At 66.6% G+C, this 25,903-nt stretch carries 26 protein-coding genes; 4 read left to right on the plus strand and 22 right to left on the minus strand.

The window, feature by feature from the left end:
- Positions 1-38: 38 nt before the first annotated feature.
- Positions 39-1,292, minus strand: coding sequence for an NADP-dependent isocitrate dehydrogenase (gene icd / locus ACFPO9_RS19155; RefSeq protein ID WP_379773532.1), 1,254 nt, complete (start codon positions 1,290-1,292; stop codon positions 39-41).
- A 58-nt stretch (positions 1,293-1,350) separates the two neighbouring features.
- Between icd and ACFPO9_RS19160 the strand changes: the two genes are divergently transcribed.
- Positions 1,351-1,917, plus strand: coding sequence for a pseudouridine synthase (locus tag ACFPO9_RS19160; RefSeq protein WP_379773535.1), 567 nt, complete (start codon positions 1,351-1,353; stop codon positions 1,915-1,917).
- Between the two features lie 204 nt (positions 1,918-2,121).
- Here ACFPO9_RS19160 and rpsT read toward each other — a convergent pair whose 3' ends face one another.
- On the minus strand, positions 2,122-2,388 hold the full coding sequence (rpsT, locus tag ACFPO9_RS19165) for a 30S ribosomal protein S20 (protein ID WP_047823157.1): 267 nt from the start codon (positions 2,386-2,388) through the stop codon (positions 2,122-2,124).
- Between the two features lie 200 nt (positions 2,389-2,588).
- On the opposite strand from rpsT, the gene murJ reads away from it, so the two are divergent.
- On the plus strand, positions 2,589-4,142 hold the full coding sequence (gene murJ / locus ACFPO9_RS19170; RefSeq protein ID WP_379773538.1) for a murein biosynthesis integral membrane protein MurJ: 1,554 nt from the start codon (positions 2,589-2,591) through the stop codon (positions 4,140-4,142).
- 34 nt (positions 4,143-4,176) lie between these two features.
- On the opposite strand, the gene ACFPO9_RS19175 is transcribed toward murJ, so the two are convergent.
- From ACFPO9_RS19175 to ACFPO9_RS19230, 12 genes are all read right to left on the minus strand, one after another.
- Positions 4,177-4,968: a type II secretion system protein gene (locus ACFPO9_RS19175; protein ID WP_379773540.1), complete on the minus strand. Its 792-nt coding sequence runs from the start codon at positions 4,966-4,968 to the stop codon at positions 4,177-4,179.
- Positions 4,962-5,336, minus strand: coding sequence for a type II secretion system protein (locus ACFPO9_RS19180; protein ID WP_379773543.1), 375 nt, complete (start codon positions 5,334-5,336; stop codon positions 4,962-4,964). The genes ACFPO9_RS19175 and ACFPO9_RS19180 overlap by 7 nt, the downstream gene beginning before the upstream one ends.
- A gap of 4 nt (positions 5,337-5,340) precedes the next feature.
- Positions 5,341-5,817 (minus strand): type II secretion system protein, encoded by a 477-nt coding sequence (locus ACFPO9_RS19185; protein ID WP_379773545.1) that lies wholly within the window; start codon positions 5,815-5,817, stop codon positions 5,341-5,343.
- Complete coding sequence (locus ACFPO9_RS19190; protein ID WP_379773709.1) at positions 5,814-7,793, minus strand: secretin N-terminal domain-containing protein; 1,980 nt, start codon at positions 7,791-7,793, stop codon at positions 5,814-5,816. The genes ACFPO9_RS19185 and ACFPO9_RS19190 overlap by 4 nt, the downstream gene beginning before the upstream one ends.
- Positions 7,793-8,341, minus strand: coding sequence for a hypothetical protein (locus ACFPO9_RS19195; RefSeq protein WP_379773547.1), 549 nt, complete (start codon positions 8,339-8,341; stop codon positions 7,793-7,795). Before ACFPO9_RS19195 ends, ACFPO9_RS19190 begins: the two co-directional genes overlap by 1 nt.
- A complete protein-coding gene (locus tag ACFPO9_RS19200; protein ID WP_379773549.1) occupies positions 8,338-8,922 on the minus strand; it encodes a hypothetical protein in 585 nt (194 codons plus the stop codon). The genes ACFPO9_RS19195 and ACFPO9_RS19200 overlap by 4 nt, the downstream gene beginning before the upstream one ends.
- Positions 8,919-9,473: a PilN domain-containing protein gene (locus ACFPO9_RS19205; protein WP_379773551.1), complete on the minus strand. Its 555-nt coding sequence runs from the start codon at positions 9,471-9,473 to the stop codon at positions 8,919-8,921. The genes ACFPO9_RS19200 and ACFPO9_RS19205 overlap by 4 nt, the downstream gene beginning before the upstream one ends.
- Positions 9,470-10,279 (minus strand): hypothetical protein, encoded by an 810-nt coding sequence (locus tag ACFPO9_RS19210; RefSeq protein WP_379773554.1) that lies wholly within the window; start codon positions 10,277-10,279, stop codon positions 9,470-9,472. Before ACFPO9_RS19210 ends, ACFPO9_RS19205 begins: the two co-directional genes overlap by 4 nt.
- Positions 10,272-11,945: a GspE/PulE family protein gene (locus ACFPO9_RS19215; protein WP_379773711.1), complete on the minus strand. Its 1,674-nt coding sequence runs from the start codon at positions 11,943-11,945 to the stop codon at positions 10,272-10,274. Before ACFPO9_RS19215 ends, ACFPO9_RS19210 begins: the two co-directional genes overlap by 8 nt.
- 17 nt (positions 11,946-11,962) lie before the next feature.
- Entirely contained in the window at positions 11,963-13,156 is a 1,194-nt protein-coding gene (locus ACFPO9_RS19220) for a type II secretion system F family protein (protein WP_379773556.1), read from the minus strand.
- 9 nt (positions 13,157-13,165) lie between these two features.
- Positions 13,166-13,588 carry a type II secretion system major pseudopilin GspG gene (gene gspG / locus ACFPO9_RS19225; RefSeq protein ID WP_379773559.1) on the minus strand — a complete coding sequence of 141 codons (423 nt, stop codon included), beginning with the start codon at positions 13,586-13,588 and terminating at the stop codon, positions 13,166-13,168.
- A 117-nt stretch (positions 13,589-13,705) separates the two neighbouring features.
- Positions 13,706-14,110, minus strand: a complete 405-nt coding sequence (locus ACFPO9_RS19230; RefSeq protein WP_379773562.1) for a hypothetical protein — start codon at positions 14,108-14,110, stop codon at positions 13,706-13,708.
- A 279-nt stretch (positions 14,111-14,389) separates the two neighbouring features.
- On the opposite strand from ACFPO9_RS19230, the gene ACFPO9_RS19235 reads away from it, so the two are divergent.
- On the plus strand, positions 14,390-15,154 hold the full coding sequence (locus tag ACFPO9_RS19235) for an NF038120 family PEP-CTERM protein (protein ID WP_379773565.1): 765 nt from the start codon (positions 14,390-14,392) through the stop codon (positions 15,152-15,154).
- 364 nt (positions 15,155-15,518) lie between these two features.
- Positions 15,519-15,806 carry a hypothetical protein gene (locus ACFPO9_RS19240; protein WP_379773567.1) on the plus strand — a complete coding sequence of 96 codons (288 nt, stop codon included), beginning with the start codon at positions 15,519-15,521 and terminating at the stop codon, positions 15,804-15,806.
- Between the two features lie 6 nt (positions 15,807-15,812).
- On the opposite strand, the gene ACFPO9_RS19245 is transcribed toward ACFPO9_RS19240, so the two are convergent.
- From ACFPO9_RS19245 to ACFPO9_RS19280, 8 genes are all read right to left on the minus strand, one after another.
- Positions 15,813-16,595, minus strand: coding sequence for a LuxR C-terminal-related transcriptional regulator (locus tag ACFPO9_RS19245; RefSeq protein WP_379773570.1), 783 nt, complete (start codon positions 16,593-16,595; stop codon positions 15,813-15,815).
- The gene (locus ACFPO9_RS19250; RefSeq protein ID WP_379773572.1) at positions 16,592-17,308 is read right to left on the minus strand and encodes a winged helix-turn-helix domain-containing protein; all 717 of its coding nucleotides are present in this window, start codon (positions 17,306-17,308) and stop codon (positions 16,592-16,594) included. Before ACFPO9_RS19250 ends, ACFPO9_RS19245 begins: the two co-directional genes overlap by 4 nt.
- A 259-nt stretch (positions 17,309-17,567) precedes the next feature.
- Positions 17,568-18,149: an NF038129 family PEP-CTERM protein gene (locus ACFPO9_RS19255; protein ID WP_379773578.1), complete on the minus strand. Its 582-nt coding sequence runs from the start codon at positions 18,147-18,149 to the stop codon at positions 17,568-17,570.
- Positions 18,150-18,161: 12 nt separating this feature from the next.
- Positions 18,162-21,170 carry an ExeM/NucH family extracellular endonuclease gene (locus tag ACFPO9_RS19260; protein WP_379773580.1) on the minus strand — a complete coding sequence of 1,003 codons (3,009 nt, stop codon included), beginning with the start codon at positions 21,168-21,170 and terminating at the stop codon, positions 18,162-18,164.
- A gap of 151 nt (positions 21,171-21,321) precedes the next feature.
- Complete coding sequence (locus ACFPO9_RS19265; RefSeq protein WP_379773583.1) at positions 21,322-22,353, minus strand: TIGR03790 family protein; 1,032 nt, start codon at positions 22,351-22,353, stop codon at positions 21,322-21,324.
- Positions 22,354-22,427: 74 nt separating this feature from the next.
- Positions 22,428-23,159 carry a PEP_CTERM-anchored TLD domain-containing protein gene (locus ACFPO9_RS19270; RefSeq protein ID WP_379773586.1) on the minus strand — a complete coding sequence of 244 codons (732 nt, stop codon included), beginning with the start codon at positions 23,157-23,159 and terminating at the stop codon, positions 22,428-22,430.
- 156 nt (positions 23,160-23,315) lie between these two features.
- Positions 23,316-24,734 carry a mannose-1-phosphate guanylyltransferase/mannose-6-phosphate isomerase gene (locus ACFPO9_RS19275; protein WP_379773589.1) on the minus strand — a complete coding sequence of 473 codons (1,419 nt, stop codon included), beginning with the start codon at positions 24,732-24,734 and terminating at the stop codon, positions 23,316-23,318.
- The gene (locus ACFPO9_RS19280; protein ID WP_379773591.1) at positions 24,731-25,897 is read right to left on the minus strand and encodes a sugar phosphate nucleotidyltransferase; all 1,167 of its coding nucleotides are present in this window, start codon (positions 25,895-25,897) and stop codon (positions 24,731-24,733) included. The genes ACFPO9_RS19275 and ACFPO9_RS19280 overlap by 4 nt, the downstream gene beginning before the upstream one ends.
- Positions 25,898-25,903: the final 6 nt, after the last annotated feature.

Below are 25,903 nucleotides of genomic sequence, written 5' to 3' on the forward strand. Positions count from 1 at the left end.
TTTATGCCGGCGCGGCCTGCTTCCGCCGCGCCCTCCTCTCACATGTTCTCGATCATGACCTCGCCGAAGCCCGAGCACGACACCTGGGTCGCGCCTTCCATCAGGCGCGCGAAATCGTAGGTCACGCGCTTCGAGGTGATCGCCTTTTCCATCGAGCTGATCAGGAGGTCGGCCGCTTCCGTCCATCCCATGTGGCGCAGCATCATCTCGGCCGACAGGATCAGCGAGCCCGGGTTCACATAATCCTTGCCCGCATACTTGGGCGCGGTACCGTGGGTGGCCTCGAACATCGCCACCGAGTCCGACATGTTGGCGCCCGGCGCGATGCCGATGCCGCCAACCTGGGCCGCCAGCGCATCCGAGACATAGTCGCCGTTCAGGTTCAGGGTGGCGATCACACTGTACTCGGCCGGGCGCAGCAGGATCTGCTGGAGGAAGGCGTCGGCGATCGAATCCTTGACCGTGATGTCGCGGCCGGTCTTCGGATTCTTGAACTTGCACCACGGGCCGCCGTCGATCAGCTCGGCGCCGAACTCCTTCTGCGCGAGCGCATAGCCCCAGTCGCGGAAACCGCCTTCCGTGTACTTCATGATATTGCCCTTGTGGACCAGGGTCACCGAGGGCTTGTCGTTGTCGATCGCATACTGGATCGCCTTGCGCACCAGGCGCTCGGTGCCTTCGCGCGAGACCGGCTTGACGCCGATGCCCGAGGTCTCCGGGAAGCGGATCTTCCTGACGCCCATCTCGTTCACGAGGAAATCGATGAGCTTCTTCGCGCCCTCGGATTCGGCGGCCCATTCGATGCCGGCGTAGATGTCTTCGGAGTTCTCGCGGAAGATCACCATGTCGGTCTTCTGCGGTTCCTTCAGCGGCGAAGGCACGCCGGCGAAGTAGCGCACCGGGCGCAGGCAGACATACAGGTCCAGCTCCTGCCGCAGCGCCACGTTCAGCGACCGGATGCCGCCGCCGACCGGCGTCGTCAGCGGGCCCTTGATCGACACCACATATTCCTTCACCGCGGCCAGGGTCTCGGGCGGCAGCCAGACATCGGGGCCATAGACCCGGGTCGACTTCTCGCCGGCGAAGATCTCCATCCAGCTGATTCTGCGCTGGCCGCCGTAGGCTTTCGCTACCGCCGCGTCGACCACCTTCAGCATCACCGGACTGATGTCCACGCCGGTGCCGTCGCCCTCGATGTACGGAATGATGGGCTGGTCAGGTACGTTCAGCGAGCAATCCGGGTTGACGGTGATTTTCTTGCCTTCGGCGGGCACTTGAATATGTTCGTACATCGTGGGGTCTCCGAAATACAATATCGATGATTGCTATTTTGCTCTAAAAACCTCTTCCATGTCCCTCATCTTATTCAACAAGCCATTCCAGGTCCTTTGCCAGTTCAGCGCCGAAGACGGCCGCGCCTCGCTCGCCGACTATATCGATATCCCGAACATTTACCCCGCCGGCCGCCTGGACGCCGACAGTGAAGGCCTGATGCTGCTGACCGACGACGGCAAGCTGCAGCACCGCATCGCCCATCCTGACCAGAAGGAAGCCAAGACTTATATCGTGCAGGTGGAAAGCGTGGCCGAGCCTGCCCTGCTCGCCCGCCTGCAGGCGCCGCTCGACCTCGGCGACTTCATCACGAAACCCTGCCGCGCGGTACGGATCGCCGAACCCGGATGGCTGTGGCCGCGCAACCCGCCGATCCGGCAGCGCCAGGACAAGCCGACCAGCTGGATCGCGATCACGCTCGAAGAGGGCAAGAACCGGCAGGTGCGGCGCATGACGGCCGCGGTCGGCCTGCCGACCCTGCGCCTGGTACGCATGAGCATCGGCCCCTTCTCGCTGTCCAGCCACCCGCTGATGCCGGGCGAATGGATGGAAGTGCCGGCCGAGGCGGTAGGCACTAGAAAATAAACAATTTCCCAAAACCGGGGTCAGACCCCGCAAAACCGGGGTCAGACCCCGAATTTTGGCAACTGCCTAGGAGCTTTTTCCAAAAACCGGGGTCTGACCCCGGTTTTTGGTAATTGATCAACGAAAAAAACCCGCCGGACCTGGGGTCGGGCGGGTTTTTCATCCTGCAGAACCTGCGCGGCAGAGGCCGCGCGGTGGTGTCGCTTAGGCCGACAGGGCCTTGATAGCGGCAGCCAGGCGGCTCTTGTGGCGAGCGGCCTTGTTCTTGTGGATGATTTTCTTGTCAGCGATGCTGTCGATGGTCGACACGGACTGCTGGAAGATGGTGGTCGCAGCGGCCTTGTCGCCAGCCTGGATGGCCTTCTTGACAGCCTTGATCGCGGTGCGCAGGGTCGAGCGCTGAGCCGAGTTGTGAGCGTTTTGCTTAACTGCTTGACGAGCGCGCTTACGCGCCTGTGCGGTATTTGCCATGGAATTTCCTAATCGGTGTAAGTTGCGTCCGCAAACACCTCAAACGATTAGTGTCTGCCAACTGAATTCAATACAGCCCTCGATTATAGCGAAGGTTTCATCGCAGGGCAATTCCAAATTCATACTCGCGTCCGCTTTTGCCCGGAAAAAGCCACGTCCGACAGTTTCCGTGGGCTATTGCCCAGCTATAATCGCGGGCTATGAACCTACTCCGAACCCTGGCAGCCATCTCGAGCATGACGATGGTTTCCCGCCTCACCGGCCTGCTGCGCGACACCCTGTTCGCCCGCGCTTTCGGCGCCAACCCCTACACCGATGCCTTTTATATAGCATTCCGCCTGCCCAACCTGCTGCGCCGCCTGTTCGGCGAAGGCGCCTTCTCGCAAGCCTTCGTGCCCATCCTGGCCGAGTACAAGACCCAGCAAGGCGAAGCGGCGACCAGGAGCCTGGTCGACCACGTCGCCAATACCCTGGTCTGGGCGACCGTGCTGGTCAGCATCGTCGGCATCGTCGGCGCGCCGCTGATCCTGATGGGTATCGCCAGCGGCCTGGACGGCGACGGTTTCGACAAGGGCGTGGTCATGACCCGCCTGATGTTCCCCTACATCGCCTGCATGTCCTTCGTGGTGCTGTCGGGCGCCGTGCTGAATACCTGGCGCGAATTCAAGATCCCGGCCTTCACGCCGGTGCTGTGGAACCTGTCCTCGATCTTCTTCTCGCTGTTCCTGGTGAAGTATTTCGAGGTGCCGATCTATTCGATGGCGGTGGCCGTGATGGTCGGCGGCGTGGCCCAGATCGCGATCCAGATTCCGGCCCTGAAGCGCATCGGCATGCTGCCGCGCCTGTCCATGAATCCGCTGGCCGGCCTGAGCGACCCGGGCGTGCGCCGCATCCTCAAGAAGATGGGGCCGGCCGTGTTCGCCGTTTCCGCAGCCCAGATCAGCCTGCTCATCAACACCAACTACGCCTCCAACATGGGCGGCGGCGCGGTCTCGGTGCTGCAGTACGCCGACCGCCTGATGGAATTCCCGACCGGGATCCTGGGTGTCGCGCTCGGCACCATCCTGCTGCCCAGCCTGTCGAAGGCCAACGCCGACGGCGACATCGCCGAATACTCGGCCCTGCTCGACTGGGGCCTGCGCCTGACCCTGCTGCTGGCCTTGCCCGCCGCGGTCGGCCTGGCGGCCCTGTCGACGCCGCTGATCGCCACCCTGTTCAACTACGGCGCGTTCAAGGCCGCCCACGTGGCCGCCGCCACCGCGCCGCTGATGGCCTATGCGGTCGGCCTGCTGGGCATCATCCTGGTCAAGATCCTGGCGCCGGCCTTCTACGCGCGCCAGGACATCCGCACCCCGGTGCGCATCGCGATCGGCGTGCTGGTCGCCACGCAGCTGATGAACCTGGTCTTCGTGCAGGTGCTGGGCATGGGCGTGGCCGGGCTGGCGCTGTCGATCGGCATGGGCGCCTGCCTCAATGCCCTGTTCCTGTACATGGGCTTGCGCCGCCGCCAGATCTACACCCCGCACGCCGGCTGGCTGCCCTTCTTCGTGAAGGTCGTGCTGGCGACCGCGCTGATGGGCGCCGCCGCCTGGTTCAGCCAGGGACAGCTGGACTGGGCGGCGCTGCGCGCGCATCCTGTCCTGCGCATCGGCGCCCTGCTGCTGATCATCGGCCTCAGTGCGGCGGTCTATTTCGCGGTGCTGTTCGCGCTGGGCTTCCGTCCGCGCGACTTCATGCGCCGCGCGAAGTCGTAAAACGCCCCACGAGGGCCTTGAACGCCAGGGGGCGTCAACGCCGGTTGGCGTCGCGCGCTTCCTTGTCCTTGCGCTCCTGCTCGTCCCTGGCGTCCTTCTCGTCGTCGCCGGAGCCCGAGTCCTCGGACTGCGGCGGCGGCTCCGGCGGCTCCGCCGGCGAAGGTTTCATGGTGTCCGGATTGCCGCGCCCCGGGAACAGCGTGGGCGGCTCCGACGGCGCCGGCGGCTGGCCCGGCGCTGGCTGGCCAGGCTGCCCGAACAAACCCGGCTGACCCGGCTGTCCCTGCACTGGCTGACCCGCCTGCCCCTGCACCACGCCCTTCCCGGTCGCCGCGAACTTCCAGTCCGCGAGGTGCTCGCGGTTCTCCAGGTTCTGGAAGCGCGCGTCGAAGTTCGCCTGCTTCAACGGCTTCGATTGCGACAGGCTGTACACGGCCAGCACCCCGCTGCCGCCGCTGCCATCGATGCCGCTTCCCTTGTTCAGCCAGACGATGCCCCACTCGGCCTTGCCGGTGATCGGGTCGACGAAGATCTTGCGCAGGTGGCGGCGCACGCCGGGCACGCGCGGGTCCTTCAGCAGCGCTTCCAGCGAAGGCGGCTGGGGCGGCTGGCCGCGCGGCGTCGCTTCCGCATAACTGGTCAGCGCGGCGCTGAACGCCGCGCCGATCTCCAGCAGCTCTTCCTCGGCGGCGGCGCGCCGCAACAGCGCGTCGGCCTTCAGGGTGGCGGCGCCCACCAGGCCGATGATCGCCACCAACACGATCAGGCCGACGTAGGTGAAGCCGCCAGCGCGGCCCGCCCTGAACCGAGGCCGCGCCCTTACCATTCCGAATACGGCTTGCCGTTGCGCCCCTTGCCCTCGGCGCCGCTGTGCAGGTCGTAGACGCCGCCACGCGACGAATCCTCGGGCGGCACGATGACCCAGCTGGTATCGCTCTCCGCGATCGGATCGGCCGGCAGATGGGGCAGGTATTTTTTCTCGACCAGCTGCTCCAGCGATTCCGGATAGCGCCCGGTGTCGGCATAGAACTGGTCGATCACGGCGCGCGTGGTGCGCAGGTTCTCGGCCAGGATGGTCTCTTTCGTCTTGTCGACGCTGGGGAAGAAACGCGGCACGGCCAGCGTCAGCAGCAGGGCCACGATGCCCAGCACGATCAGCAGTTCGATCAGGGTGAATCCGCGATTGCGCTTCATGTGCTCACCACCGGCTGTAAGGAATGCCGTTCAGGCCTGCCCTGCCCGACAGCGAATACACATCGTACACGTCGTCGCCCTCGCGCGGCTCTTTGGCCTCGCTGGCGTAGCTGCGCTTGCCCCAGGTCTGGGCGTCGTCCAACGCCGCATCGGCGGCGAAGGGATCGCGCGGCAGGCGGCGCAGGAAGTAGATTTTGGCCTTCTTCGGATTGCGCTGGTCGACCACGCCGTCCACCAGCAGCTCGAGCTTCGGCGGATAGCCGGTCGCGCCGACCGCTTTGGCGATGCGGCCTTCGTCGCTGGCCTTTTTATACGCGTCGATGGCCAGGCGGATCTCGCGCAGGGCCAGGCGCAGGTCCTGCTCATGGCGGCGCTGCACGGCCATGCTGGCGGCCGGCACCACCATCGCCCCCAGCAATGCCAGGATGGCGAGCGTGACCAGCAGCTCGATCAGCGTGAAGCCGCGCGCGCGACGCATCATTGCCTGGCCGGCAGCGGCGTCAGGTCCGGTTGCGGGACCGGCACCGCCTGCACGCCCGGCGCCGGCGGCAAGGCGGTCGCGGGGTTCGACGGCGGCGCGGCCGGGGGCTGTCCGCCCATGTTGACGCTGGTGGCCGGGACCATCGCCGGCGCCGGCGGCTGCGCCACGGCCGGCACGGGCGGCTGCGGACGGCCCGGCAGCGCGGCCGGCAGGCGCACCGTGCCGTCCGGACGGCGCCGGAAGCTGGCCTCGGTGCCGGCGTTGAACTCGGCGGCGTTGGCGGCCGGACGCTGGATATTGCGCACCAGGTGGGGCGTGATCGACAGCACCACCTCGGTCTTGTCGCGGGTGTCCAGGCGGCTGCCGAACAGGCGGCCGATGATCGGCAGGTCGCCCAGGCCCGGCAGGTGGGACGCGCTGCTGCGTTCGTCGTTCTTGATCAGGCCCGCCAGCACCTGGTTCTCGCCATCCTTCAGCTGCAGCATGGTGGCGGCCGAGCGCGTGCCGATGCGGTAGGCGGTGGTGCCGCTCTTGGTCTCGATGGTGTCGACCAGGGTGCTGGCCTCGAGCGAGATGCGGATGCCGATCTCGTTGTTCAGGTAGATGGTGGGCTCGACGTTCAGGGTCAGGCCGACGTCGACGTAGTTCACCGACTCGGACGCGAAGCCGCCCACGCCCGAGGAGATGGTGGTGGTGATGGTCGGCAGCTTGTCGCCGATGACGACTTTGGCCTTTTCCTTGTTGCGCACGCGGATGCGCGGCGCGGCCAGGGTGTTGGCGTCGCCGTCGGTTTTCTTTGCCGAGATCACCGCCGAGACCCCGGACACGCCGATGTTCCCCGAGTTCAGGCCGCGCAGCTGGTCGATCGTCAGCGGCACGTCGCCGACGTTCTTCAGCGGCGCGAACGACAGCGCGGTCGGCCAGTCGACGCCGAGGTCGAGCAGGCGGTTGCGCTGCACTTCCAGCACCTCGACGTCGAGCACGACCTCGGGCTCGGGCACGTCCTGCAGCTGCACCAGCTGGGTGGCCAGTTTGACCGCTTCCGGGCTGTCGCGCAGGATCACCAGGTTGAGCTTTTCATCGACCACCACGTCGCGCGATTTCAGGATCGTCTTTAGCGTGTTGGCGATGCTCTTTGCCTCCGCATTCGCCAGGTAGAAGGTCTTCACCGTCATCTCCTGGTATTCCTTCTGCTTGGCCGCCACGTTCGGGTAGATCAGGATGGTGTTGCCGTCCATGACCTGGCGCTCCAGCTGGTTGGTCATCAAGAGATAGTAGACGGCCGATTCGACGGTGCTGTTCTTCAGGAAGATGGAGGCGCGCTGGTCGGTCTTGACGTCCTTGTCGAACAGGAAGTTCAGGCCCGAGTGGCGCGCGATGACTTCGAAGATCTGCTTGATCGGGGCGTCGCGGAACTCCAGGCTGATCGGCGTGCGGAAGGCCGCCGCCAGCGCCGCCTCGGCGGGCGCGGCGGCGTTCTTTTCGTTGACCTCGGCCAGCAGCTGGCGCGCCGGCTCGTGGCTCGGGCGCTCGCTCAGGATCGCGCCCAGCTTCTGGCGCGCGGCGTCGTAGTCCTTGCGCTCGATGGCGGCGCGCGCATCCTCGAACAGCACGGCATGGCGGCGGTCGGCCTCGACCTGGCGCAGGCCGGCGCGGGCGCGGTCGTTGACCGGATCGATGGCCAGCACGCGCTGGTAATTCTCCAGCGCCGGCTGGACCTTGCCGTCGGCGATGTCGCGGTCGGCCCGGGTCAGCATGCGGTTGGTGGCGCCGTCGCGTGCGCGCAGCCAGGCCGTCTTGTAGGCGGCATTGGCCGGATCGGCGGCCACCGCTTCCTGGTACTTCAGCAGGCCGGCTTCGACCTGGTCCTGGGCCACCAGCGCATTGCCCTCGCGGTAGGCCACCTGGCCGGCACAAGCCGAAAGCAGCACGGAGACCGCCACGCAGAGGGCCAGATTCATCGACGGACGAGGCATCACTCGAACACTCCAATATTGAGCTGCTGAACGGTGTTCAGCGGCAGGTAAGTCAGGGTCAGCACCGGCGGCGCGATGGCGTCGACCCGGTAAGTGCCGTCGATCAGGGTCTTGTCGCGCACGACGTAGGTGCGGTCGCCGCGCGCCAGGTAGACCTCCCAGACGCCGTCGGCCACCGACTTGCCGATGAAGCTGAAGGGCAGCGGCGGCGCGCTCGGCGGCGGTGGCGGCGGCGCAGGCTGAGGCGGCGGCGGGGGCGGCGTCCAGTCCTGGCGTCCGAAGACGCCATTCCCGGCCTGGCGGAACTGGGTGTCGCTGTCGCCGATCAGGACCTCGCGCCGGACCAGGGCCAGGATGGGCGCGCCGCCGGCGGGTGCAAGGCTGGAGACCAGGACCGGCGCAGGCGCGGGAACCAGCGTGGCGGTGCGCGCAGCGGGTGTGCGTTCGACCGCCTCGGCCACCTCGGTGGCGGGGCTGCGGTCCCCGAACAGCACCAGCAGCGCGGCGCCGGCCAGGGCCGCGCCCAGCACCAGATGGCGCGGCTTCATGGCGCGTCCTTCAAATAGAAGGTCAGGCGCAGCCGCGCTTCGACGGCCGGGTCGCCGATGCTGTCGCGGCGGAAGCTGACGTCGTCCAGCGAGGCGAAGGGAATCGCGCGCAGCACGCCAAAGGCGAACCGCCAGATCGCGCCGTAGCTGCCCTTGACCGGCAGGTTGACCTGGTAGGTGCTCAGGCGCGCGTTGCGGTCGTAGCCGGTCTTGTATTCGCCCTGGCTCAGCGACAGGCCGTTCTTGGCCGCCAGCGTGAACAGGGTCTTGACCTGCTGCTCGGCGTAGCGGCGCGGTCCCAGCGCGGCGTAGAAGGCGTCCAGGCTGTCGGCGGACGGCGCCGGCGCAGCCGCGGTGGACGGTGCTGCCGGGGCCGCAGCAGAAGAGGACGCAGCCTGGCGTGCCGCGCGCGCCGCCAGCAGGGCCTCGCGTTCGGCGTCCAGTTCCACGTTCGCATGCAGGGTCCAGGCCAGCCCGGCGGCGCAGGCCAGGAAGACCACGGCGCCGCCCGCCGGCAGCGGATTCGCGCGCAACGCCAGCTGCAGGCGCAGCGCCAGCGGGCCAAAGGACAGCTGTTTCATTGCGCGGGCCTCCATCGGGCGTCGAGCTGGAAGCGGATCGGACGGTTCGGGTCCTGCTCGTTGATCTCGTGGCGGGCCAGGCTGACGGCGCTGAACCAGTCGCCCTTCTGCAGCTGCTCGACGTAGGCGATCATGTCGTCACTGCTTTTCGCCTCGGCGGTGATGCGGACCGTGCTGCGGCGCGCGTCCGGCTCCAGCGCCAGCAGCGCGATGCTGGCCGGCGTGCCCGCCTGCACCGCGTCGTGCAGCGCGCGCCAGGGCAGGTTCAATTGCAGCACGGCGGCGTTCACGGCATTCGCCTGGGCCTCGGGTACGGGCGCACGCACGGGGGCCGGCGCCGCCCGGGCCTGCGCCTGGGTGCGCACCTGTGCCTGCGCCTGCGCGCGCAGCAGCGCGACTTCGCCCTGTTCGCGCCGCAGTCCGGCGTGGGCGCCGGACTGCGCCATGGCGACGACGAACACGATCCACAGCACGACCCAGCTGTGGCGCGGCGTGCGCAGGATGCTGCGCGCCAGGCTGGGCGGCGCGAAATCGATGTTCACCTTTTTCATGGCGCCCTCCCCGTCATCGCCAGCCGAGCGCTGTCGGGCCACAGCGGATCGAGTTCGTCCTCGAACAGCGTGCAGGCGAACTTCAGGCGCCCGGCGCTGCTGGCCCAGGCCTTGGGCGCGGGCCCGCAGACCTGCAGGCGTTCCGGCCGGCCCAGGCCCACCCGCAGCGCTTCGCGGGCGACGTGGCCTTCCAGCCAGTCGCGGTCGGCGCCTTCCGGGATCGGCGCGGTGCGCACCGCCGCCAGCAGCGCGCCGTCGAAGGCGGCCACGCTCAGCACCCCGCCGTGCACCACCCCGAACCAGGCGCCGGGACGGCGCATCGAACGGTGCTGGTTCAGCGCGGCGACGAATTGCGGCGCGACCTCGACCAGGCGGAAGCCCGAGCCGGCGGCGGCCTGCTGCAGCTGCGCCAGCAAGGCCTGCGGCACGGCCGACGCCAGGAAGGGCCGGGTGGCGCTCCAGTCGGCGCGGACCTGCCAGCCGGCCGGGCTGGCGCCGAACAGGGCCCGGTAGCGCAGCGCGCAGGCGGCCTCCAGGTCGGCCATGCGCGCCGCGCCGGGCGGCGGCGCGACCTGCCACAGGCGCACCAGCTCGTCGGACAGCACCACGCGCAAGGCCCAGCCTTCGCGCTCGTGGTCCGCCAGCATCCGTTCGGCTTCGCGCAACGCGGCCTCGACATTGTTTTCCTTGAAGCGCGCCTGCGCCAGCAACCGGGCGCGCTCGTGCGGCCAGATGCTGGTGCGCACCAGCGCCAGGCCGTCGGGCGCGAGGCCCAGCCGCAAGGACTGTCCGAACCACTTACGCATGCAGGGTCACCCGTTTGATTTCTTCGATGGTGGTGGCGCCGCGCTTGACCAGGTCGAGCGCCGCCAGGCGCAGGCTGCGCGTGCCGTTCGCCGCGGCGGCGGCCTTGATGCGGCGGATCGGCTGTTTGTCGACGATCAGCTCGCGGATCTCGTCGTTCAGGGTCAGGATCTCGGCGATCGAGCGGCGGCCTTTATAACCGGTGCCGCGGCAGTCGCCGCAGCCCTTCCCGCGCATGAACAGGTAGTCGCCCACCTCCTCCGGCTGCAGGTGCGCGGACGCCAGCTCGGCGCTGTCCGGCTCGTAGGGCGTGGCGCAGTGCGGGCAGTTCATGCGGATCAGGCGCTGGGCCCAGATGCCGTTCAGGGCGGAGACGAAGGCGTAGGGGTCGATGCCCATGTGGGTGAAGCGGCCGAACACGTCGAACACGTTGTTGGCGTGGACCGTCGTCAGCACCAGATGCCCGGTCAGCGCCGACTGCACCGCGATTTCCGCGGTCTCGCGGTCGCGGATCTCGCCGACCATGATCTTGTCCGGGTCGTGGCGCAGGATCGAGCGCAGGCCTTTCGCGAAGGTCAGGCCCTTCTTTTCGTTCACCGGGATCTGCAGGATGCCGGGCAACTGGTACTCGACCGGATCCTCGATGGTGATGATCTTCTCGCGCCCGTTGTGGATCTCGGTGAGGGCCGCGTACAGGGTCGTGGTCTTGCCCGAGCCGGTCGGCCCGGTCACCAGCAGCATGCCGTAGGCCTCCTGGGCCAGGCCGCGCAGGGTCGCCAGCGAAGGCGCGTCGAAGCCCAGCGCCTCGAGCGTCAACGCGCCGTAGGACTCGATCATGGCGCGCTTGTCGAGGATACGGATGACCGCGTCCTCGCCGTGGATGCTGGGCATGATGGAGACGCGCAGGTCGATCTCGCGCCCGCCGGATTCGACGCGGAAGCTGCCGTCCTGCGGGATGCGGCGCTCGGCGATGTCGAGTTCCGCCAGCACCTTCAGGCGCGAGATGATGTGCTCGGCCAGCTCGATGCCGCCGACCGAGGCCGCGTGATCGAGCACGCCGTCGACGCGGTATTTGACGGCCAGGCCGCCGGCCGTGCTCTCCAGGTGGATGTCGGAGGCACCGGCCTTCAAGGCGTCGTACAAGGTCGAGTTGACCAGCTTGACCGCCGGGCTGGCGCCTTCCGAGACCGAAGCGAAGGACAGCATCGTGGCGGCCTTGCCGTCGCGCCGCCCTTCATTGCTGTCGCCGACCAGCGTATCGACCGCGCGCGCCGATTCCTCCTGCTTGCCCAGGTAGGCCTGGATGTCGGCGGCCAGCGCCAGGCGCAGGTGCAGCGGGCGCGCCGCCGTGCAGCCGGCCTGCGCGGCGAGCCAGGTTTGCAGATCCAGGTCGAAGGGGTCGGCGATCACGCCGGTCAACGGGCCTTGCGCATCCCGCAAGAGCACGCAGTTGCGCGCCATGGCATGCGCCAGCGGCAGCAGGTCAAAGGCCGGCTGCTGGCCGAACATCTCGAGCGTCTCCATGACCGTCAGGCCGAAGGGCTCGGCCAGCTGGCGCACGATCTGGCGCGGCTCCTGCCCGGACAAGGCCTGCAGCTCCTCGACCAGCGAGCGCTGCGACTGGCGGCTCTGCGCGCGCGCGCGCGCCAGCAGGCCAGGGTCGAACATGTCGACGCCTGAAACGCTCACGACATGTCTCCGGCAAGGTCGAAAATCGGCATGTACAGCAGCACCACGATGGCGCCCACCACCAGGCCGATGGCGGCCATCAGCAGCGGCTCGAAGGTGCGCGTGAAGCGGTCGATCCAGCGCCCGATCTCGCCGTCGTAGAAGGCGGCCGAGCGGGTCAGCATCGGTCCCATCTCGCCGGTGCGCTCGCCCACGCGCAGCATGCGCAGCGAGATCGGCGTGGTCAGGGCGTTGGCCTCGAAGGCGTCCGACAGCGGCCGCCCGGATTCGATCGCGCCCTTGGCCGCGCGCAGGCCGGCGCGGATGCCGGGCGAGACCATGCCTTGCACGGTCTCGATCGCGCTCACCAGCGTGATGCCGCCTTCGTTCAGCATGCCCAGGGTCAGGTAGAGGCGCGACAGTTCATACACGCGGGCACGCTCGCCGATGCCGGGCAGCTTTGCCAGCAGACGCGCCGCGCCGCCCTCGCGCAGCACGCGGCGGATGCCGAAGACGGCCAGCGCGATGAGCGCGCCGAAGGACAGCAGCAGGCCGCCGGCGTGACGGCCCGCGAACTGGCCCCACTCCAGCATCAGGCGCGACATCCACGGCAGGTTGCGCCCGGCGCCCTGGTAGACCTCGGCGAAGCGCGGCACCACATAGGACATCAGGAAGATCGAGACGCCGCCGCCCACCAGCAGCAGGATCGCCGGGTAGATGGAGGCGCTGACGATTTTCGCGCGCACGGTGTCGATGCGCTGCTGGTATTCGATATAGCGTTCGAGCGCGCGCGGCAGGTCGCTGGTGCCTTCGGCGGCGCGCACGATGCCGACGTAGAGCGGCGGGAACAGGGCCGGCTGCTCGGCGAGTACGCCGGAGAAGCGCTTGCCCTCGCGCAGGCCGGCCAGCAGGCGTTCCAGCACGGCGCGGGTGGCGGGACTGGCTTCCTTTTCCAGCAGGGCCTCCAGGCCTTCGACGATGCCCAGGCCCGCGGTGAGCAGGGCCAGCAGCTCCTGGCTGAACAGCACCAGCGACAGCTTGCCGCCGCCGCCGCGCCGGAATGCGAAGCCCGCCGCGCGCGCCGGTTCGACCGCGCTCACATACAGGCCGCGCGCCTCGACCTGGCGGCGCGCGTCCGCCTCATCCGAGGCGTCGACGACCACGCTGGCGATGCTCATGTCGGGAGCGAGAGTGCGAACCGCGTACTGCACGGAAGATGCTTACTGAGAGCTGATGTCGGCCGCTTCGCCGGCGCCGCCAGGCTGGCCGTCCTTGCCCAGCGAGACGATCTCGTACTCGCTCTTGGCGCCGGGCGCGCGGTATTGATATGCATGGCCCCAGGGGTCGGCCGGCACGCCTTTCTTCAGGTAGGGGCCATTCCATTTGCCGGCGGCGGCGGGCGGCGCGGCCATCAGGGCATTCAGGCCTTCCTCGGTGGTCGGGTAGCGGCCGACGTCGAGGCGGTAGGTGTCGAGGGATTTTTCGAAGGCTTCGATCTGGGCGCGCGTCACGGTGACTTCGGACTTGCCGAGCTGCGAGAAATACTTGGGACCGACATACGCGGCCAGCAGGCCGATGATGACGATCACCACCAGCAGTTCGAGCAGCGTAAAACCTGCGCGCCGGTACAGCTTTGCAACCATTCCTACTCCTTTGTGCCTTTGTGCCGTAGAGAAGCTTAGCCGTGCAAGGCTACCATGCGCCTAGACGCACAGACAATTTCTTTTTATGAATTAAATCAAGAGCCCCCAACAAAGGGGTCAGCGCGCTTCGGGGAGTCCTCCGGAGCCCGGCTGGCAGGTACCGGCGCGGCAGACCGCGCCCGGGTCCATCAGGAACTGGCAGGTCGAGACCCTGCGGGACGCGGCATTGGCGGCGCGCCGTTCTTCCTTGTAGCGCTCGCCGAGGGCCTGGATCTCGGCCTGCGAGGTGCTTGCCGAGGACCAGACCAGGTAGCTTTCCGGACCGCCGCAGGCGCGTGCGCCCAGCGGCAGCGAATGGCATTGGGCGTCGCTGGAGCAGCCTGGCGTGCCGGCCAGGGCGCGGATGCGGGCCAGGGTGTCGCTTTGCGGCGCTTGCTGTGCTTGCTGCGCTTGCGGCGCCGCGGTGGTGCAGGTGGTGCAGGCGGTGCAGGCAATCAATAGTAAAAGGATCAGGGTTCGCATCCGGCCATCATGCGCTGCAAGCCATGCCAGCGTCAACCGTGCATTTGATGCGTACAAGAAAATCCTTTCGGGATCAACGAACGCCACCATATGCACAGGCTGATGACGCTTTGTTCAAATATTATTTTGCCGAACTCATCTATAGCCGGATGTTCGCTTGTGCGTTCGGCATCAAACGGAAGTTATCTTTATTGATATACTTCGTGCTAACATTTTACGCAGAATCAGCAGCATCGCAAGCCGCGCATCCGCGCTTCCTCCAACGAAAAAGGTCAGCATATGAACAAGTCCACACTTCGCGGCGGTGTACTCGGGCGCGTGCTCGGCGCCGCCATCTTCGCCCTCGCTTCGGCAAGCGCGGCCCAGGCGGCTGTCATCACCTTCGAAGGCCAGACCGGCCCGGCGTATAACGGACGCAGTTTCCAAGAAGATGGCTATACGGTCGCCTTCGAGGTCCTGGGGGGCATGACGGATCCAGGCTCGGTGCTGGTCGGCCGCTTCATCGACGGCAGCGTTCCGGCTACTTGCGCGCCCAGCATCTGCCCGACGAACAACCCGACCACCTATTTCGACCTGTTCAACAGCGGCCTGATCGACATCATCGCGGCGCCGACGGGATCGACCTTCCGCTTCACCAGCCTGGATGCCAGCTTCATCGCCACGCCGGGCGTGGCTTACCCTGCCATTCCCGCCGCACTCCAGATCATCGGCCTGCGCGCAGATCAAACCACGGAAACGATCCAGTTCAATATCCCGGACACCATCGCATTCCAGACCTATGACGCCGCCGATGCCGACCTCTTGCGAAGCACGATCGACGGCGCTACGTTCGCGATGACCGACTTCGTCGAGATCGCCATCATCGGCTTCCGCTGCGACGAAAACTTCTTCTGCTCCGGCCTGGACAATGGGCCGGGCGAGATCGGCGTCGACAATATCGTCCTGTCGGACCTGCCGGTGAACCCGGTGCCAGAACCGGCCACCCTGTCGCTGCTGGCCTTCGGCCTGCTGGGCCTGGGCGCCCGCATGCGCCGCCGCCACTGACAAACCAGCCTGCCGCAACATTGCCGGCGCAGCCCGCGGCACCGTCCGCGGGCTGCGCCGGCATCCTCCCCGCCTTCCGTCTTTCCGCTTGTTGATGTCCTAGCACAAGTTCCCGCTTGTGGGAAATTGTTCAATCAACTATTCAAGAATCTGCATGGATAAAGTCGCTTCCGTGCGACGTTGCGTCAATGCATCAAAAATTTCCGCAAGGATATTTCCCTGATCATCGCCGATCTCCGTCTATTTCAAGACAAAAATCTTTCTATATTTCAATATTTGCACTAAATTAACTAAAAAAATGTTGAGTTGCGGAAAATTTCCTGTCTACAATAGCTCATCTGTTGAACGCGACTTTTTCCGCACCATGAAACTTCACGCCATCCGTTCCGTCTCCGCCCTCTGCATCGCCGTGATCCTCGCCGCTTGCGGCGGTGGCCAGGCCGACCAGCCGACCCAGACCGCCGCCGCAGTGATCGTGTCCGGACAATCGGGCGCCTCGGCCCAGGTCGCCAGCAGCACGATGCCGCAGCCGGATTGCGCCGCCGACGGCTGCAAGGGCCTGCGCATCATCGACGGCAACGCCGAAGCCTACCGCTACGACGCCATGCGCCGCGCCCAGCTGGAAGCGGCAGCCGGCAACACCAACATCTAAGCTGATCTAAGCTGCTTCGAGCAGACGCAGTTCCAGGCAGCGCGCCAGTGCGTGCGCGCGATTGCCGACACCCAGCAGGCGGTAGATCCGCTGCAGGTGGTTCTTGACGGTCAGGGCGCTGATCCCCAGCAGCTGGGCCATCTCCCCGTTACTCTTCCCCTCGCGCAGCCAGCCGACAATCTCGGCTTCGCGCGCGCTCAGCGGTCTTGCCGGCGCGCCGGCGCCGCGCGTCTCCGGCGACGGCAGGCGCAGCAGCGCCAGGTGCAGATGCGCCAGCAATAACTCCAGGAAATAGGCATGGCGCGGTCCCGGCCGCATCGGCAGGCCGAACAGCACGAACACGCTCGCGCCCTCGGCCGTCGTCCCGGTGCCATGCACCAGCACGCTCTCGAAGCCGGCGTCGCGCAGCTCGTTGCCGAAGCCGCCCAGCACGCCGGCCTGGCGATTCCCGCCTTCCGCGGCGACGTCGGCCATGGCCGGCAGCCGCGCGCCCTGCAGGCAATGGCGGGCGATGCGCAGGGCCAGGCCGTCGCGGCGGTCGGCCAGCAGGCTCTCGCGCTGCGGCGCCAGCACGGTCGCATGCAGGCATTCCATCCGCCGCAGCGCACCCGAGGGCGCGAACTGCAGCGCCACCATCACCTGGTGCGGCAACAGGGTCTGCAGCTGGCCCTGGGTCCACAGGAAGAACTGCCGCATGCTCACGACCCGCAGGCCGGATTCGATGGTGCGCAGCAGGTATTCCTGCTCCTGCCGGCTGAGGATGACGACCGGTTCCAGGGACGGGCTCAAGCGGCGCCGGACCAGTCGGCGCGCGCGTTCCAGGCCACGAAGCGGTAGCCGGTGCCGCGCACGGTTTCGATGTGCTCCTGGTGGCCGCTGGGCTGCAGCGCGCTGCGCAGGCGGCCGACATGGGTGTCCACGGTGCGTTCGTCGAGCACGGCGTGGCGGCCCCACACTTTATCCAGCAGCTGCGAGCGGGTGTGCACGCGCTCGGGATGGTGCATCAGGAAGTTCAGCAGGCGGAATTCGACGGGCCCCAGCGCCACCTGGCGCGAGCCGGCGATCACGCGCTGGGTGCCGGGATCGAGGCGCAGACCGGCCATCTGCACGGTTTCGCTTGACACGTGCGGCACGCGCCGCCGCAATACCGCGCCCATGCGCGCCAGCAGCTCGCGCGGATTGAAAGGCTTGGTGAGATAGTCGTCGGCGCCGGATTCCAGCGCCAGGATCTTGTCGTGCTCCCCTGCCCGGCCCGACACCATGATGATGGGCAGCTCGCGCGTCCTGGCCTGCGCGCGCAGGCGCCGGATCAGCGCCTCGCCGGTTTGCCCGGGCAGGTCCCATTCCAGCAGGAGCATCTCGGGCAGGCTGTATTCCATCAGCACCAGCGCCGACTCGGCGTCGAGGCAACTGGCGGCCTCGTGCCCGGCGCTGGTCAGGTTCAGCTCGAGCAACTGGCGGATGGCGGGATCGGGTTCGACCACGAGAATGTGTGCAGCCATGGGCTAATTATGCATAGGTCTATCTGCGGGACTGTGCTGGATTTTAATATGCACCAAGCAAGATCAACTGAACAATATGATTTGCTTTGAGAATTGATATGTTTGGCGAATAAATCGTCAAAGGGCGGGAGCCCTAGAGGGAAGCGGGCTCCACCCGTTTTGGGTAGGCCCCGGGACGGCGGGGGAAAGTGGTGAAAAGGATACAAAATAAGCCGCCCGCCCTCGCGGACAGGCGGCTTGCTCAGGACCGGGACCCAGTTCAGGCGCGGCGGCGCAGCGTGAAGCCGAGCAGTCCCAGGCCGGTGAGCATCAGCATCGCATCGGCCGGCTCGGGCACGTCGGCCGCCACCGAAATCGTGGCCAAGTCGCTGCCTGCCAGGCCGATCGGCTGGCCGGGGCTGACATCGAACTGCGCGATGTCGGCGGTCAGCGGGTCCAGGTAGAGGAAGCCGCCGTCGAGCAGGGCAACCTGGAACAGGGCGCCGGCGATGTTATCGGCGATCTGGTCGAAGCTGACGTCGAAGCTGAACTGCCCGCCGAAGTTCGCCCACAGCGCGAACTCGTTCCAGCTGCCGGTACTGCCGACGGTGGCGCCGGCCGTCGAACCGGTGGTGTTGTCGGTGTACACGGCGCCGCTGAAGTCGCCGGTGAAGTGGCTCAGCTTGGCCGTGGTGGTGGCGGTGTCGCCCTGCCCGACGATCAGGAAGTCGAGGTAGCCGCTCTTGCCGGCCAGGGTCGTGGTGTCGACATCGACGTGATAAGTCGGACCCGCCACTGCGGCGCCGCCGACCAGGCTCAGGGCCATCAGCGCACGCGCCAGGAGTTTTTTAATGTTGAACATGATGCGATTTCCTTAGAAAGTGCCGCTGAAAAGCTTGGCCGTGTAGGCGATCAGCGCCTTGGACGGATTGGTGAAGGTCACCGGGACGGTGACGGTCGCGCCCGGCGCGATCGAGGCGTTGGACAGCGAGATATACGGCGAGCCGCCCTGGATACCGGACTGGTTGTCGAGGGTAACGCCTGCCGTCAGGCCGTCCAGCTTGAACTGCAGCGGTCCCCGGATCGCCGCGCCGCTGGTGTTCGTGAACGTCACCGTGCCGGTGTATTTGCCGGTAGTGCGGTTCACCGCCAGGCCGGACTTGGCAACCGACACGCTGCCGCTCACGTCCACGAATACCGGCGCCAGGTTCAGGCTGACCAGCACCGGATCGTGGTCCGAGGCGCGGAAGGCATTGTCCACGTACTCGTCGTCCGGCTTGCTTTCCTTGTTGTAGTCGATGATCTGCGGTTCGTCGGCATTGTTATGCCATTCGGTCACGCCGGCCACTTGCCCGTCCAGCGAGGCGGTGGCCAGGGCGTGGTCGAGGTAGCCGACCGTGTCGTCGAACTGGAAGGAATACGGCATGCCGTTCGGGCGCACGAAGCGTTCCAGCTCGTTCACCAGGCCATTGTCGGTCAGGTAGGCGATCGGATCTTCGTGGCCGTAGGAGTTGAAGTCGCCGACTGCCAGCACGTCCGGGTCGCCGGCGTTCGCGATCACGGCCGGGATGAAGTAGCTCGCCAGGCGCTTCGCCTGCAGGATACGGGTGGCGTTGAAGCAGCCCTGGCCGTCGCCGCTGTCGGCGTCGCCGACGATGCCGCCGCCGCAGCTGCCCTTCGACTTCAGGTGGTTGACGATCAGCGAGAACCTGGCGCCGTTGGCGTTGACCTTGAAGGTCTGGGCCATCGGCGGGCGGTTGTTGACGCTGTCGCCGTCCGACATGGCGCCGCCCACCGGGGTCAGCTTGCCCGGCTTGTAGATCATCGCCACGCGGATTGCGTCGGTGCCGGTGGTGGCCGGCTTGCGCACGTAATCATAGGCCGGGCTGCCGATCGCGGCGTTCAACGCGCCCACCAGGTATTCCACGGTGGTGTCGCCGTTGTTTTCGATTTCCATCAGGCCGACCGCGTCGGCGTCCATCGCCTTCAGTTCGTTGACGATCTTGTTGCGCTGGCGGATGAATTCCGCGGTGCTGTCGGCGCCGCGGCAGTTGGCGGCCTTGGTGGTGCTGCCGAGCGTGCAACCCTTGCCGGTGCCGCCCCAGGCGTCGGTGCCGTCGGTGAAGGTGGTGAAGAAGTTCAGCACGTTGGCGCTGGCGACGCGGACGTTGCCCGGCGCGACCGTCGGCGCCGCTTCGCGGGCGTTGCTGCGGTTGAACACCGGGGTCTCGGTCGGCTGCAGCTTGTACCAGGCGCCGCCGCCGCCGATCGCGCCGAAATCGATCACGCCGGTCAGGCCGTTGACGCTGTCGCCGGTACGCAGGGTGCCGTCGGTCAGGTAAGGGATGGGGTTCGGGGTGCTGAAGATGCCGTCGTCCAGCACCAGGGTGTCGCGCTGGTAGGAAGCGGCCAGGGCGACGGCATCCGCGCTGCCCGGACGGTAGCGGTTGGTCGGGGTCTCGTGGCGGGTGCTGCCCAGCACCACTTCGCCGCGGTCGCCCAGGTTGTAATTGCCGTTGACGAAGAGCGGGCCGCTGAAGCTGACCAGCATGCCTTCGTACTGGCTCAGGTCCTCGTCGCCGAGGCGCACGTAGGTGACGGGGACCGAGGCGCCGCTGCCGAGCACGCTCACTTGCGTCACATTGCCGAATTCGGTGAAGGTACGGGTGGCGCCGGAGGGCTTGTATTCGGTCACGGTGCCGGACACCTTCACCAGGTCGCCGACCCGGGCCGCGGTGGGGGCATTGAACACGTAGATCGCGTCCGAGGTGGTCGGATCGCCGTCGCCGGCCGGGTCCTGGATGAAGAAATTGCCGTCGCTGAGCTTCTTGGTGATGACGCCGGTGGTGGTCTGCACCGTGCCGGCGTAGGGGCTGGTCAGGCCGCTGCCCTGGATCTGGGAAATCGTGTGCTCGCCCGACAGCGCCACGTTCACCGTGCAGGTGGCGGTCTGCTTGCCGTTGCCGAAGGTCACCGCGACCGGATAGATGCCGCTGGGGACGCTGGCGTCGACCGTCAGGGTCACCGAGGCGCTGGCGCCGATGCCGCCGGCAGCCGTGAAGCCGCTCAGGCTGATGCCGGGCACTGCGGCGCTGGTGATGTCCGCCTGGCTGACGATACCATCCGGATCGCTGGCTTGCAGGAAGCCGGTGGCGGCGGTGCCGGCGCGGCCGCCAATGCTGGCCGGGCAGTTCGGCACGATCGGCTTGTCGACCGGGGCGATGACGCCGCAGGCATGGATCGGCGACGCCGAATTGCGCGCCACCGGGGTGCCGGCCGTGAAGTCGCCGGCATTGTTATCGGTATCGGTACAGCCACCATCCTTACGCACCCCGGCCGTGCTGTTGGTCAGCTGCGGGACTGGGCCGGTACCTTCCCAGGCGGAGACCGTGTTGGCGCCGCTGGTGGGACCGAAGCCGACCAGGTCCACCAGGTCGCCGGAGACTGGAGCGCTGCCCGATAGTGCGTCCTGGCTCTTGACCAGAGCCACCTTGCCGTAGCTCGCCGACATCGCGATCGAGGCGGAGAGATCGGCGGCAGGCAGCGCCACGCCGGCCCCGGCGCCGGCGCCTTCCTGGATCAGGAAGTACTGACCCGGCTGCAGCAGGACATCGGTGGTGATCTTGGTGAGAGTCCACGTACCACCGCCCGTCGACGCGTACTGGACGCTCCATCCCTTCAGGTTGACCTCGGCGCCGCTGCGGTTGAAGAGTTCGATGAAATCGTTCTTGTAGACGGCGCCGCTATTGCCGCCGCCGCCGTAGACCTGGCTGATGACGACGTCGGCGCCGGGGCCGGCAAAAGCCGGCGCGGCAAAAGCGGCCAGCAGTGCCGCAAGCACGGTCAGGCGACCTGGAGTTTGGATGGATGGACGATGAGTCATGTGGTTTCCCAAGGGGTGGATGCGCAATTTGTCAGTGAGACACTTAACAAAATGGATAGTAAATGCACAAATTGACAACATCATGACCACGAATTAGTCCGTACGGACCAATTCGCTATGATCTTCGCATCCCTGGGACAGGAAAGCGTCTTCAGCGCGGCCGTTTGCGGTAAGGCGCGGCCAGCGGTTCGCCGATGAACAGGCCCTGGGTGGGCCAGGCGACGCTCTTCCAGTAGGCTTCGATCGCGCTATTGCCTTGCACGTAGTGCTTCAGCAACACGGTCGGGTTGGGGAATTTCTGCCAATAGTTGCAGGGTTCGCTGACCGAACCGTAGCTGGCGGTGGCGCCCGCCTCCAGCCAGCGCAGGCTGCTCATCTGCCCGTCTCCCAGCAGGTCGCCGCCAAGCGAGGTCAGGTGGTCGGCCAGGGCGCCGGGCACGAAATGCAGGGTGTCCAGCTTGTCGACCTGGGCCATGCCGGTCTCGTAGATCATCACGTCCCTGGCGCCCTCCAGCACATCGCCCTGGATGGTCCTGGTGCTGAGTTTCCTGGCCTCGATGCGGCCGGGCGGCGGGAAGAAGCCGGCGCGCGAGTTGCGCGCCTTTTCGGAGGTCACCAGGTAATAGGCGGTGGCCGGCACGATGCGGAACCCGGCCGAGGCGCCGCGGTCGATCAGGGCCTTGGCGTCCGCCACCGATTCGGTCGGCAGCAGCATGGACAGGCGCAGCTGGAGGTCGGTAAAGGGCCGCGTCGACCTGGAATTGAAATACGGACTGGAGCGCCCACTGGCGCAGGTCTTCGCGCACTGGGAGCCGTCGAAGCCCAGCGTGTAGGCGCCGGTGATCGAATTGCAGTCGACCATGTAGGGCGCGGTCCAGATCATCAGTACGGCCTGGACGTCCGGGCCCAGGCGGCTGTCGATCTCTTCCTTCAATTCCCGGAAGCGCCCGATGCCGATGCCATGCGGCTTGTCCGGAATGCTGACGTGGACCACGTTCGCTGCCGGAATGCCGCGCCGCTTGCGGTAGTACTCGCCGATCTTGACGCTGTTCGGCTCGGCGTCGTTGATGACGATGGCCAGCTGGGCCGGCTGCAGGCTGGGCGCGCTGGTGAACTGGGCGCGGGCGCCGGCGGCGGTGGCCAGCAGCAGGAGGGTCAGGAACAGGCGTCGGATCGAAGTCATCGGCAAAGTGAAAGTCGAAAAAAAGGGAGCACGACGGCTCCCTTTCATGATGCCACAATTGTAATGCGAACAATTTACGCCAGACGCTGCGCACCTTTGCGCTGGCGCCAGCGCAGCATGCCGCCGACCACCCCCAGCCCGGCCAGCAACATCGCGCCCGAGGCGGGCTCGGGCACCGGCGCGATGGCGAAGATCTCCATCGCATTCACGTTCACGGTCTGGCCGAGCAGGCTGCCATCGATGATGCTGACGCCCTCGTTGTCCGGGTTTCCGTAGCTCAGCTGCCAGGACAGTGCGTGGGTCAGGTCGTTGTTGACCAGCAGGTCCGGGCCGGAACCGAACACGGGGCCGAACAGGATGTCGTTATAGGTCTGGCGCTGGCCCTGGCTGGGCAGCTCGAAGCTGGTCGGCACCTGGCGGTAGACGGCCGGCGTGGTGAAATTGAAGATGAAGGCGGTGCGCTGGAAGTCGCGCTCGGTTTCGTGCCAGCCGTCGGTGGACGACCAGCTTTGCGGGTTGTAGCCACCCACCAGGAAGGTCTGGCCGGCCGTGTTCGTCACTTCGATCAGGGTGAAGGTGGCGCCCTTCCCGTCCGCCGCCTGGTGGAAATTGACCGAGGTATCTCCCGGGCGCAGGGTGTAGACATTGTTCAGGTTGAACTCGCCGGCGCCGAGCCAGCGCTCGAGCTGGGCATGGCGGCCGTCGTCCAGCAGGCTGGAGCCGCCGGTGATATCGCCGGCGCGCGCCGCGCCGCCCGCGCCGGCGATGACGAGCAACACGCTGCCCGCCGCAATGATCCTTTTCATGGCTGCCTCCCAACCAGTTCTGGACCAAGCATTGTATGCCCCTCGCATGATGATGAACGCACGTTAGGCGGCCGGCGGAAAAAGGAAACGCCGCCGGCGCTGTTGCGCGGGCGGCGTGAGATGACGCGAACGAAGCTTCGGGTTCAGGCCCGCCGCTCAGGCGCGCTGGTACACGTCCTCGAAGCGCACGATGTCGTCTTCGCCCAGGTAGCTGCCCGACTGCACCTCGATCAGGTGCAGCGGCAGCTTGCCCGGGTTTTCCAGGCGGTGGGTCATGCCGATCGGGATATAGGTCGACTCGTTCTCGGCCAGCAGCTTGACGTTGTCGCCGCAAGTGACGCGCGCGGTGCCCGACACCACCACCCAGTGCTCGGCGCGGTGATGGTGCATCTGCAGCGACAGCTTTTCTCCCGGCTTGACGCAGATGCGCTTGACCTGGAAACGCTCGCCGGCGTCGATGCCTTCGTAGAAGCCCCACGGACGATACACCCGGGTGTGGTACAGGTGCTCGGTGCGCTCCTGGACCTTCAGGTGGTCGACGATGTTCTTCACGCGCTGGACCTGGTCCTTGTGCGCCACCAGCACCGCGTCCGGGGTTTCCACCACGACCAGGTCCTTGACGCCGACCACGGCCACGATGCGGCTCTCGGCGCGCACCAGCGAGTTGCTGACGCCGTCCAGGTAGACGTCGCCGCGCTGCACGTTGCCGTGGGCGTCGGCCTGCTGGACGTCGGCCAGGGCCGACCAGGAACCGACGTCGCTCCAGCCGATGTCCGCCGAGACCACCACGCCGTCACGGGTGTGTTCCATGACCGCATAGTCGATCGAGTCCGACGGACAGGCCGTGAAGGCTGCCTCGTCCAGGCGGCAGAAGTCGAGGTCGCGGTAGGCCGCGTGCATGGCCTGCTCGGCCGCCCTGGCGATCTCCGGCGCGTGCTGCTCGATCTCGGCCAGGAAGCGGTCGGCGCGGAACATGAACATGCCGCTGTTCCAGTAGAAGCCGCCATCGGCCACGAAGCCTTCGGCGGTATTGCGGTCCGGCTTTTCGACGAAGCGCTCGATCTTGAAGCAGTCGTCGACGCCCGGCAGCGGCTCGCCGCGGCGGATGTAGCCGTAGCCGGTTTCCGGCACGCTCGGCACGATGCCGAAGGTGGCCAGCGAACCGTTCTGCACCAGCTCGAAGGCGCGCTCGACCGCCTGGCGGAAGGCTTCGTTCTTTTCGATCACGTGGTCGGCCGGCAGTACCAGCATGATGGCGTCCGGATCGTCGGCGACCAGGTGGCGCGCGGCCGCGGTCACGGCCGGGGCCGTATTGCGGCCGACCGGCTCGAGCAGGATGCCGCTCGGGCTGATGCCCACCTCGCGCAACTGCTCGGCGACCAGGAAACGGTGTTCGTTGCCGCAGACAACCAGCGGCGCCATCAACCCCGGCCAGCCGCGGACCCGCAAGGCGGTTTCCTGCAGCATGGTCTTGTCGGTGACCAGCGGCAGGAGCTGCTTCGGCATCGAAGCACGCGAGAGCGGCCAGAGGCGGGTACCGGCGCCGCCGGAGAGGATGACTGGATAAATTTTCATGCGCTAATTTTCTCTAGATTGGAATCTGTCTCTTCCGCGCTGTCTTTGCGGCGGCTGCGGCGGCGATCGCGGGCGTTCAGCCATTCGTCCGAGCTGTATTCGGACGAATGCTTCATCTCGCCGGCGCGGTCGATACTGTAGTCCTTGAACACGATCATTTCGTGCAATGTCACATCATTAAGAACACGAGTATATTCGAAAAGCACCGAGCGGACGACTTCCGCGCCTTCGCAGATGTGGCTGCCATGGCCGATCCAGGTCGGGCCGATGATGGTCGAACCGGCTTCGATCTTGACGCCCGAGCCGATGTAGACCGGGCCCTTGATGGTGGTGCCGCGCCAGTCGATGCTGGTGTTCAGGCCGGTCCACAGGCCCGGCTCGATCTCGATGCCGGGCACGTGCATGTGGTTGACTTCGCCGGTCAGCACGTTCTGCAGCACTTCCCAGTAGTCCGACACGCTGCCGATGTCCAGCCAGTTGAACGGCCGACCCTGGGCATAGAAAGGCATGCCCTTCTCGGCCAGCAGCGGGAACAGCTGGGAGCCGATGTCGAACTCCACGCCGGACGGGATCAGGTCGATGACTTCCGGCTCGAAGATGTAGATGCCGGTGCTGATGAAGTTGGACAGCGCCTCTTCCTGCTTCGGCTTTTCCTGGAACTGGGTGATGCGGCCGTTCTGGTCGGTGACCACCACGCCGTAGCTCGATACCTTGTCCCAAGGCACTTCCTTGGTGATCACGGTGGCCATCGCGCCCTTGCGGCGGTGCTCCAGCAGGGCCGCCTTCAGGTCGAGGTCGATCAGGGCGTCGCCGCACAGGACCACCGTGGTGTCGTCGAAGAAACCGCCGAATTCCTGGATCTTCTTCATGCCGCCGGCCGAGCCGATCGGCACGGCCACGACTTCGCCGTCTTCCTTGGTGTAGCCTTCGAAGGAGTAGCCGATCTGGACGCCGAATTGTTCGCCCTCGCCGAAGTATTCCTCGATCTTTTCGTGCAGGTGGCTGACGTTGACCATGATCTCGGAAATACCGTGCTTGCGCAGGTGTTCGATCAGGTAAGCCATGACGGGCTTGCCCAGCACGGGGATCATCGGTTTCGGCAGGTCATAGGTCAGCGGACGTACGCGGGTGCCTTTGCCTGCTGCAAGAATCATCGCTTTCATGGTTCG

Source organism: Massilia aerilata, assembly GCF_042656905.1.
Taxonomy (GTDB): domain Bacteria; phylum Pseudomonadota; class Gammaproteobacteria; order Burkholderiales; family Burkholderiaceae_D; genus Telluria; species Telluria aerilata.

Coding starts and splice junctions, on each gene's coding strand:
- icd (WP_379773532.1), bottom strand. CDS start 1,292: ATGTACGAACATATTCAAGTGCCCGCCGAAGGCAAGAAAATCACCGTC.
- ACFPO9_RS19160 (WP_379773535.1), top strand. CDS start 1,351: ATGTCCCTCATCTTATTCAACAAGCCATTCCAGGTCCTTTGCCAGTTC.
- rpsT (WP_047823157.1), bottom strand. CDS start 2,388: ATGGCAAATACCGCACAGGCGCGTAAGCGCGCTCGTCAAGCAGTTAAG.
- murJ (WP_379773538.1), top strand. CDS start 2,589: ATGAACCTACTCCGAACCCTGGCAGCCATCTCGAGCATGACGATGGTT.
- ACFPO9_RS19175 (WP_379773540.1), bottom strand. CDS start 4,968: ATGGTAAGGGCGCGGCCTCGGTTCAGGGCGGGCCGCGCTGGCGGCTTC.
- ACFPO9_RS19180 (WP_379773543.1), bottom strand. CDS start 5,336: ATGAAGCGCAATCGCGGATTCACCCTGATCGAACTGCTGATCGTGCTG.
- ACFPO9_RS19185 (WP_379773545.1), bottom strand. CDS start 5,817: ATGATGCGTCGCGCGCGCGGCTTCACGCTGATCGAGCTGCTGGTCACG.
- ACFPO9_RS19190 (WP_379773709.1), bottom strand. CDS start 7,793: ATGCCTCGTCCGTCGATGAATCTGGCCCTCTGCGTGGCGGTCTCCGTG.
- ACFPO9_RS19195 (WP_379773547.1), bottom strand. CDS start 8,341: ATGAAGCCGCGCCATCTGGTGCTGGGCGCGGCCCTGGCCGGCGCCGCG.
- ACFPO9_RS19200 (WP_379773549.1), bottom strand. CDS start 8,922: ATGAAACAGCTGTCCTTTGGCCCGCTGGCGCTGCGCCTGCAGCTGGCG.
- ACFPO9_RS19205 (WP_379773551.1), bottom strand. CDS start 9,473: ATGAAAAAGGTGAACATCGATTTCGCGCCGCCCAGCCTGGCGCGCAGC.
- ACFPO9_RS19210 (WP_379773554.1), bottom strand. CDS start 10,279: ATGCGTAAGTGGTTCGGACAGTCCTTGCGGCTGGGCCTCGCGCCCGAC.
- ACFPO9_RS19215 (WP_379773711.1), bottom strand. CDS start 11,945: ATGTTCGACCCTGGCCTGCTGGCGCGCGCGCGCGCGCAGAGCCGCCAG.
- gspG (WP_379773559.1), bottom strand. CDS start 13,588: ATGGTTGCAAAGCTGTACCGGCGCGCAGGTTTTACGCTGCTCGAACTG.
- ACFPO9_RS19230 (WP_379773562.1), bottom strand. CDS start 14,110: ATGCGAACCCTGATCCTTTTACTATTGATTGCCTGCACCGCCTGCACC.
- ACFPO9_RS19235 (WP_379773565.1), top strand. CDS start 14,390: ATGAACAAGTCCACACTTCGCGGCGGTGTACTCGGGCGCGTGCTCGGC.
- ACFPO9_RS19240 (WP_379773567.1), top strand. CDS start 15,519: ATGAAACTTCACGCCATCCGTTCCGTCTCCGCCCTCTGCATCGCCGTG.
- ACFPO9_RS19250 (WP_379773572.1), bottom strand. CDS start 17,308: ATGGCTGCACACATTCTCGTGGTCGAACCCGATCCCGCCATCCGCCAG.
- ACFPO9_RS19255 (WP_379773578.1), bottom strand. CDS start 18,149: ATGTTCAACATTAAAAAACTCCTGGCGCGTGCGCTGATGGCCCTGAGC.
- ACFPO9_RS19260 (WP_379773580.1), bottom strand. CDS start 21,170: ATGACTCATCGTCCATCCATCCAAACTCCAGGTCGCCTGACCGTGCTT.
- ACFPO9_RS19265 (WP_379773583.1), bottom strand. CDS start 22,353: ATGACTTCGATCCGACGCCTGTTCCTGACCCTCCTGCTGCTGGCCACC.
- ACFPO9_RS19270 (WP_379773586.1), bottom strand. CDS start 23,159: ATGAAAAGGATCATTGCGGCGGGCAGCGTGTTGCTCGTCATCGCCGGC.
- ACFPO9_RS19275 (WP_379773589.1), bottom strand. CDS start 24,734: ATGAAAATTTATCCAGTCATCCTCTCCGGCGGCGCCGGTACCCGCCTC.
- ACFPO9_RS19280 (WP_379773591.1), bottom strand. CDS start 25,897: ATGAAAGCGATGATTCTTGCAGCAGGCAAAGGCACCCGCGTACGTCCG.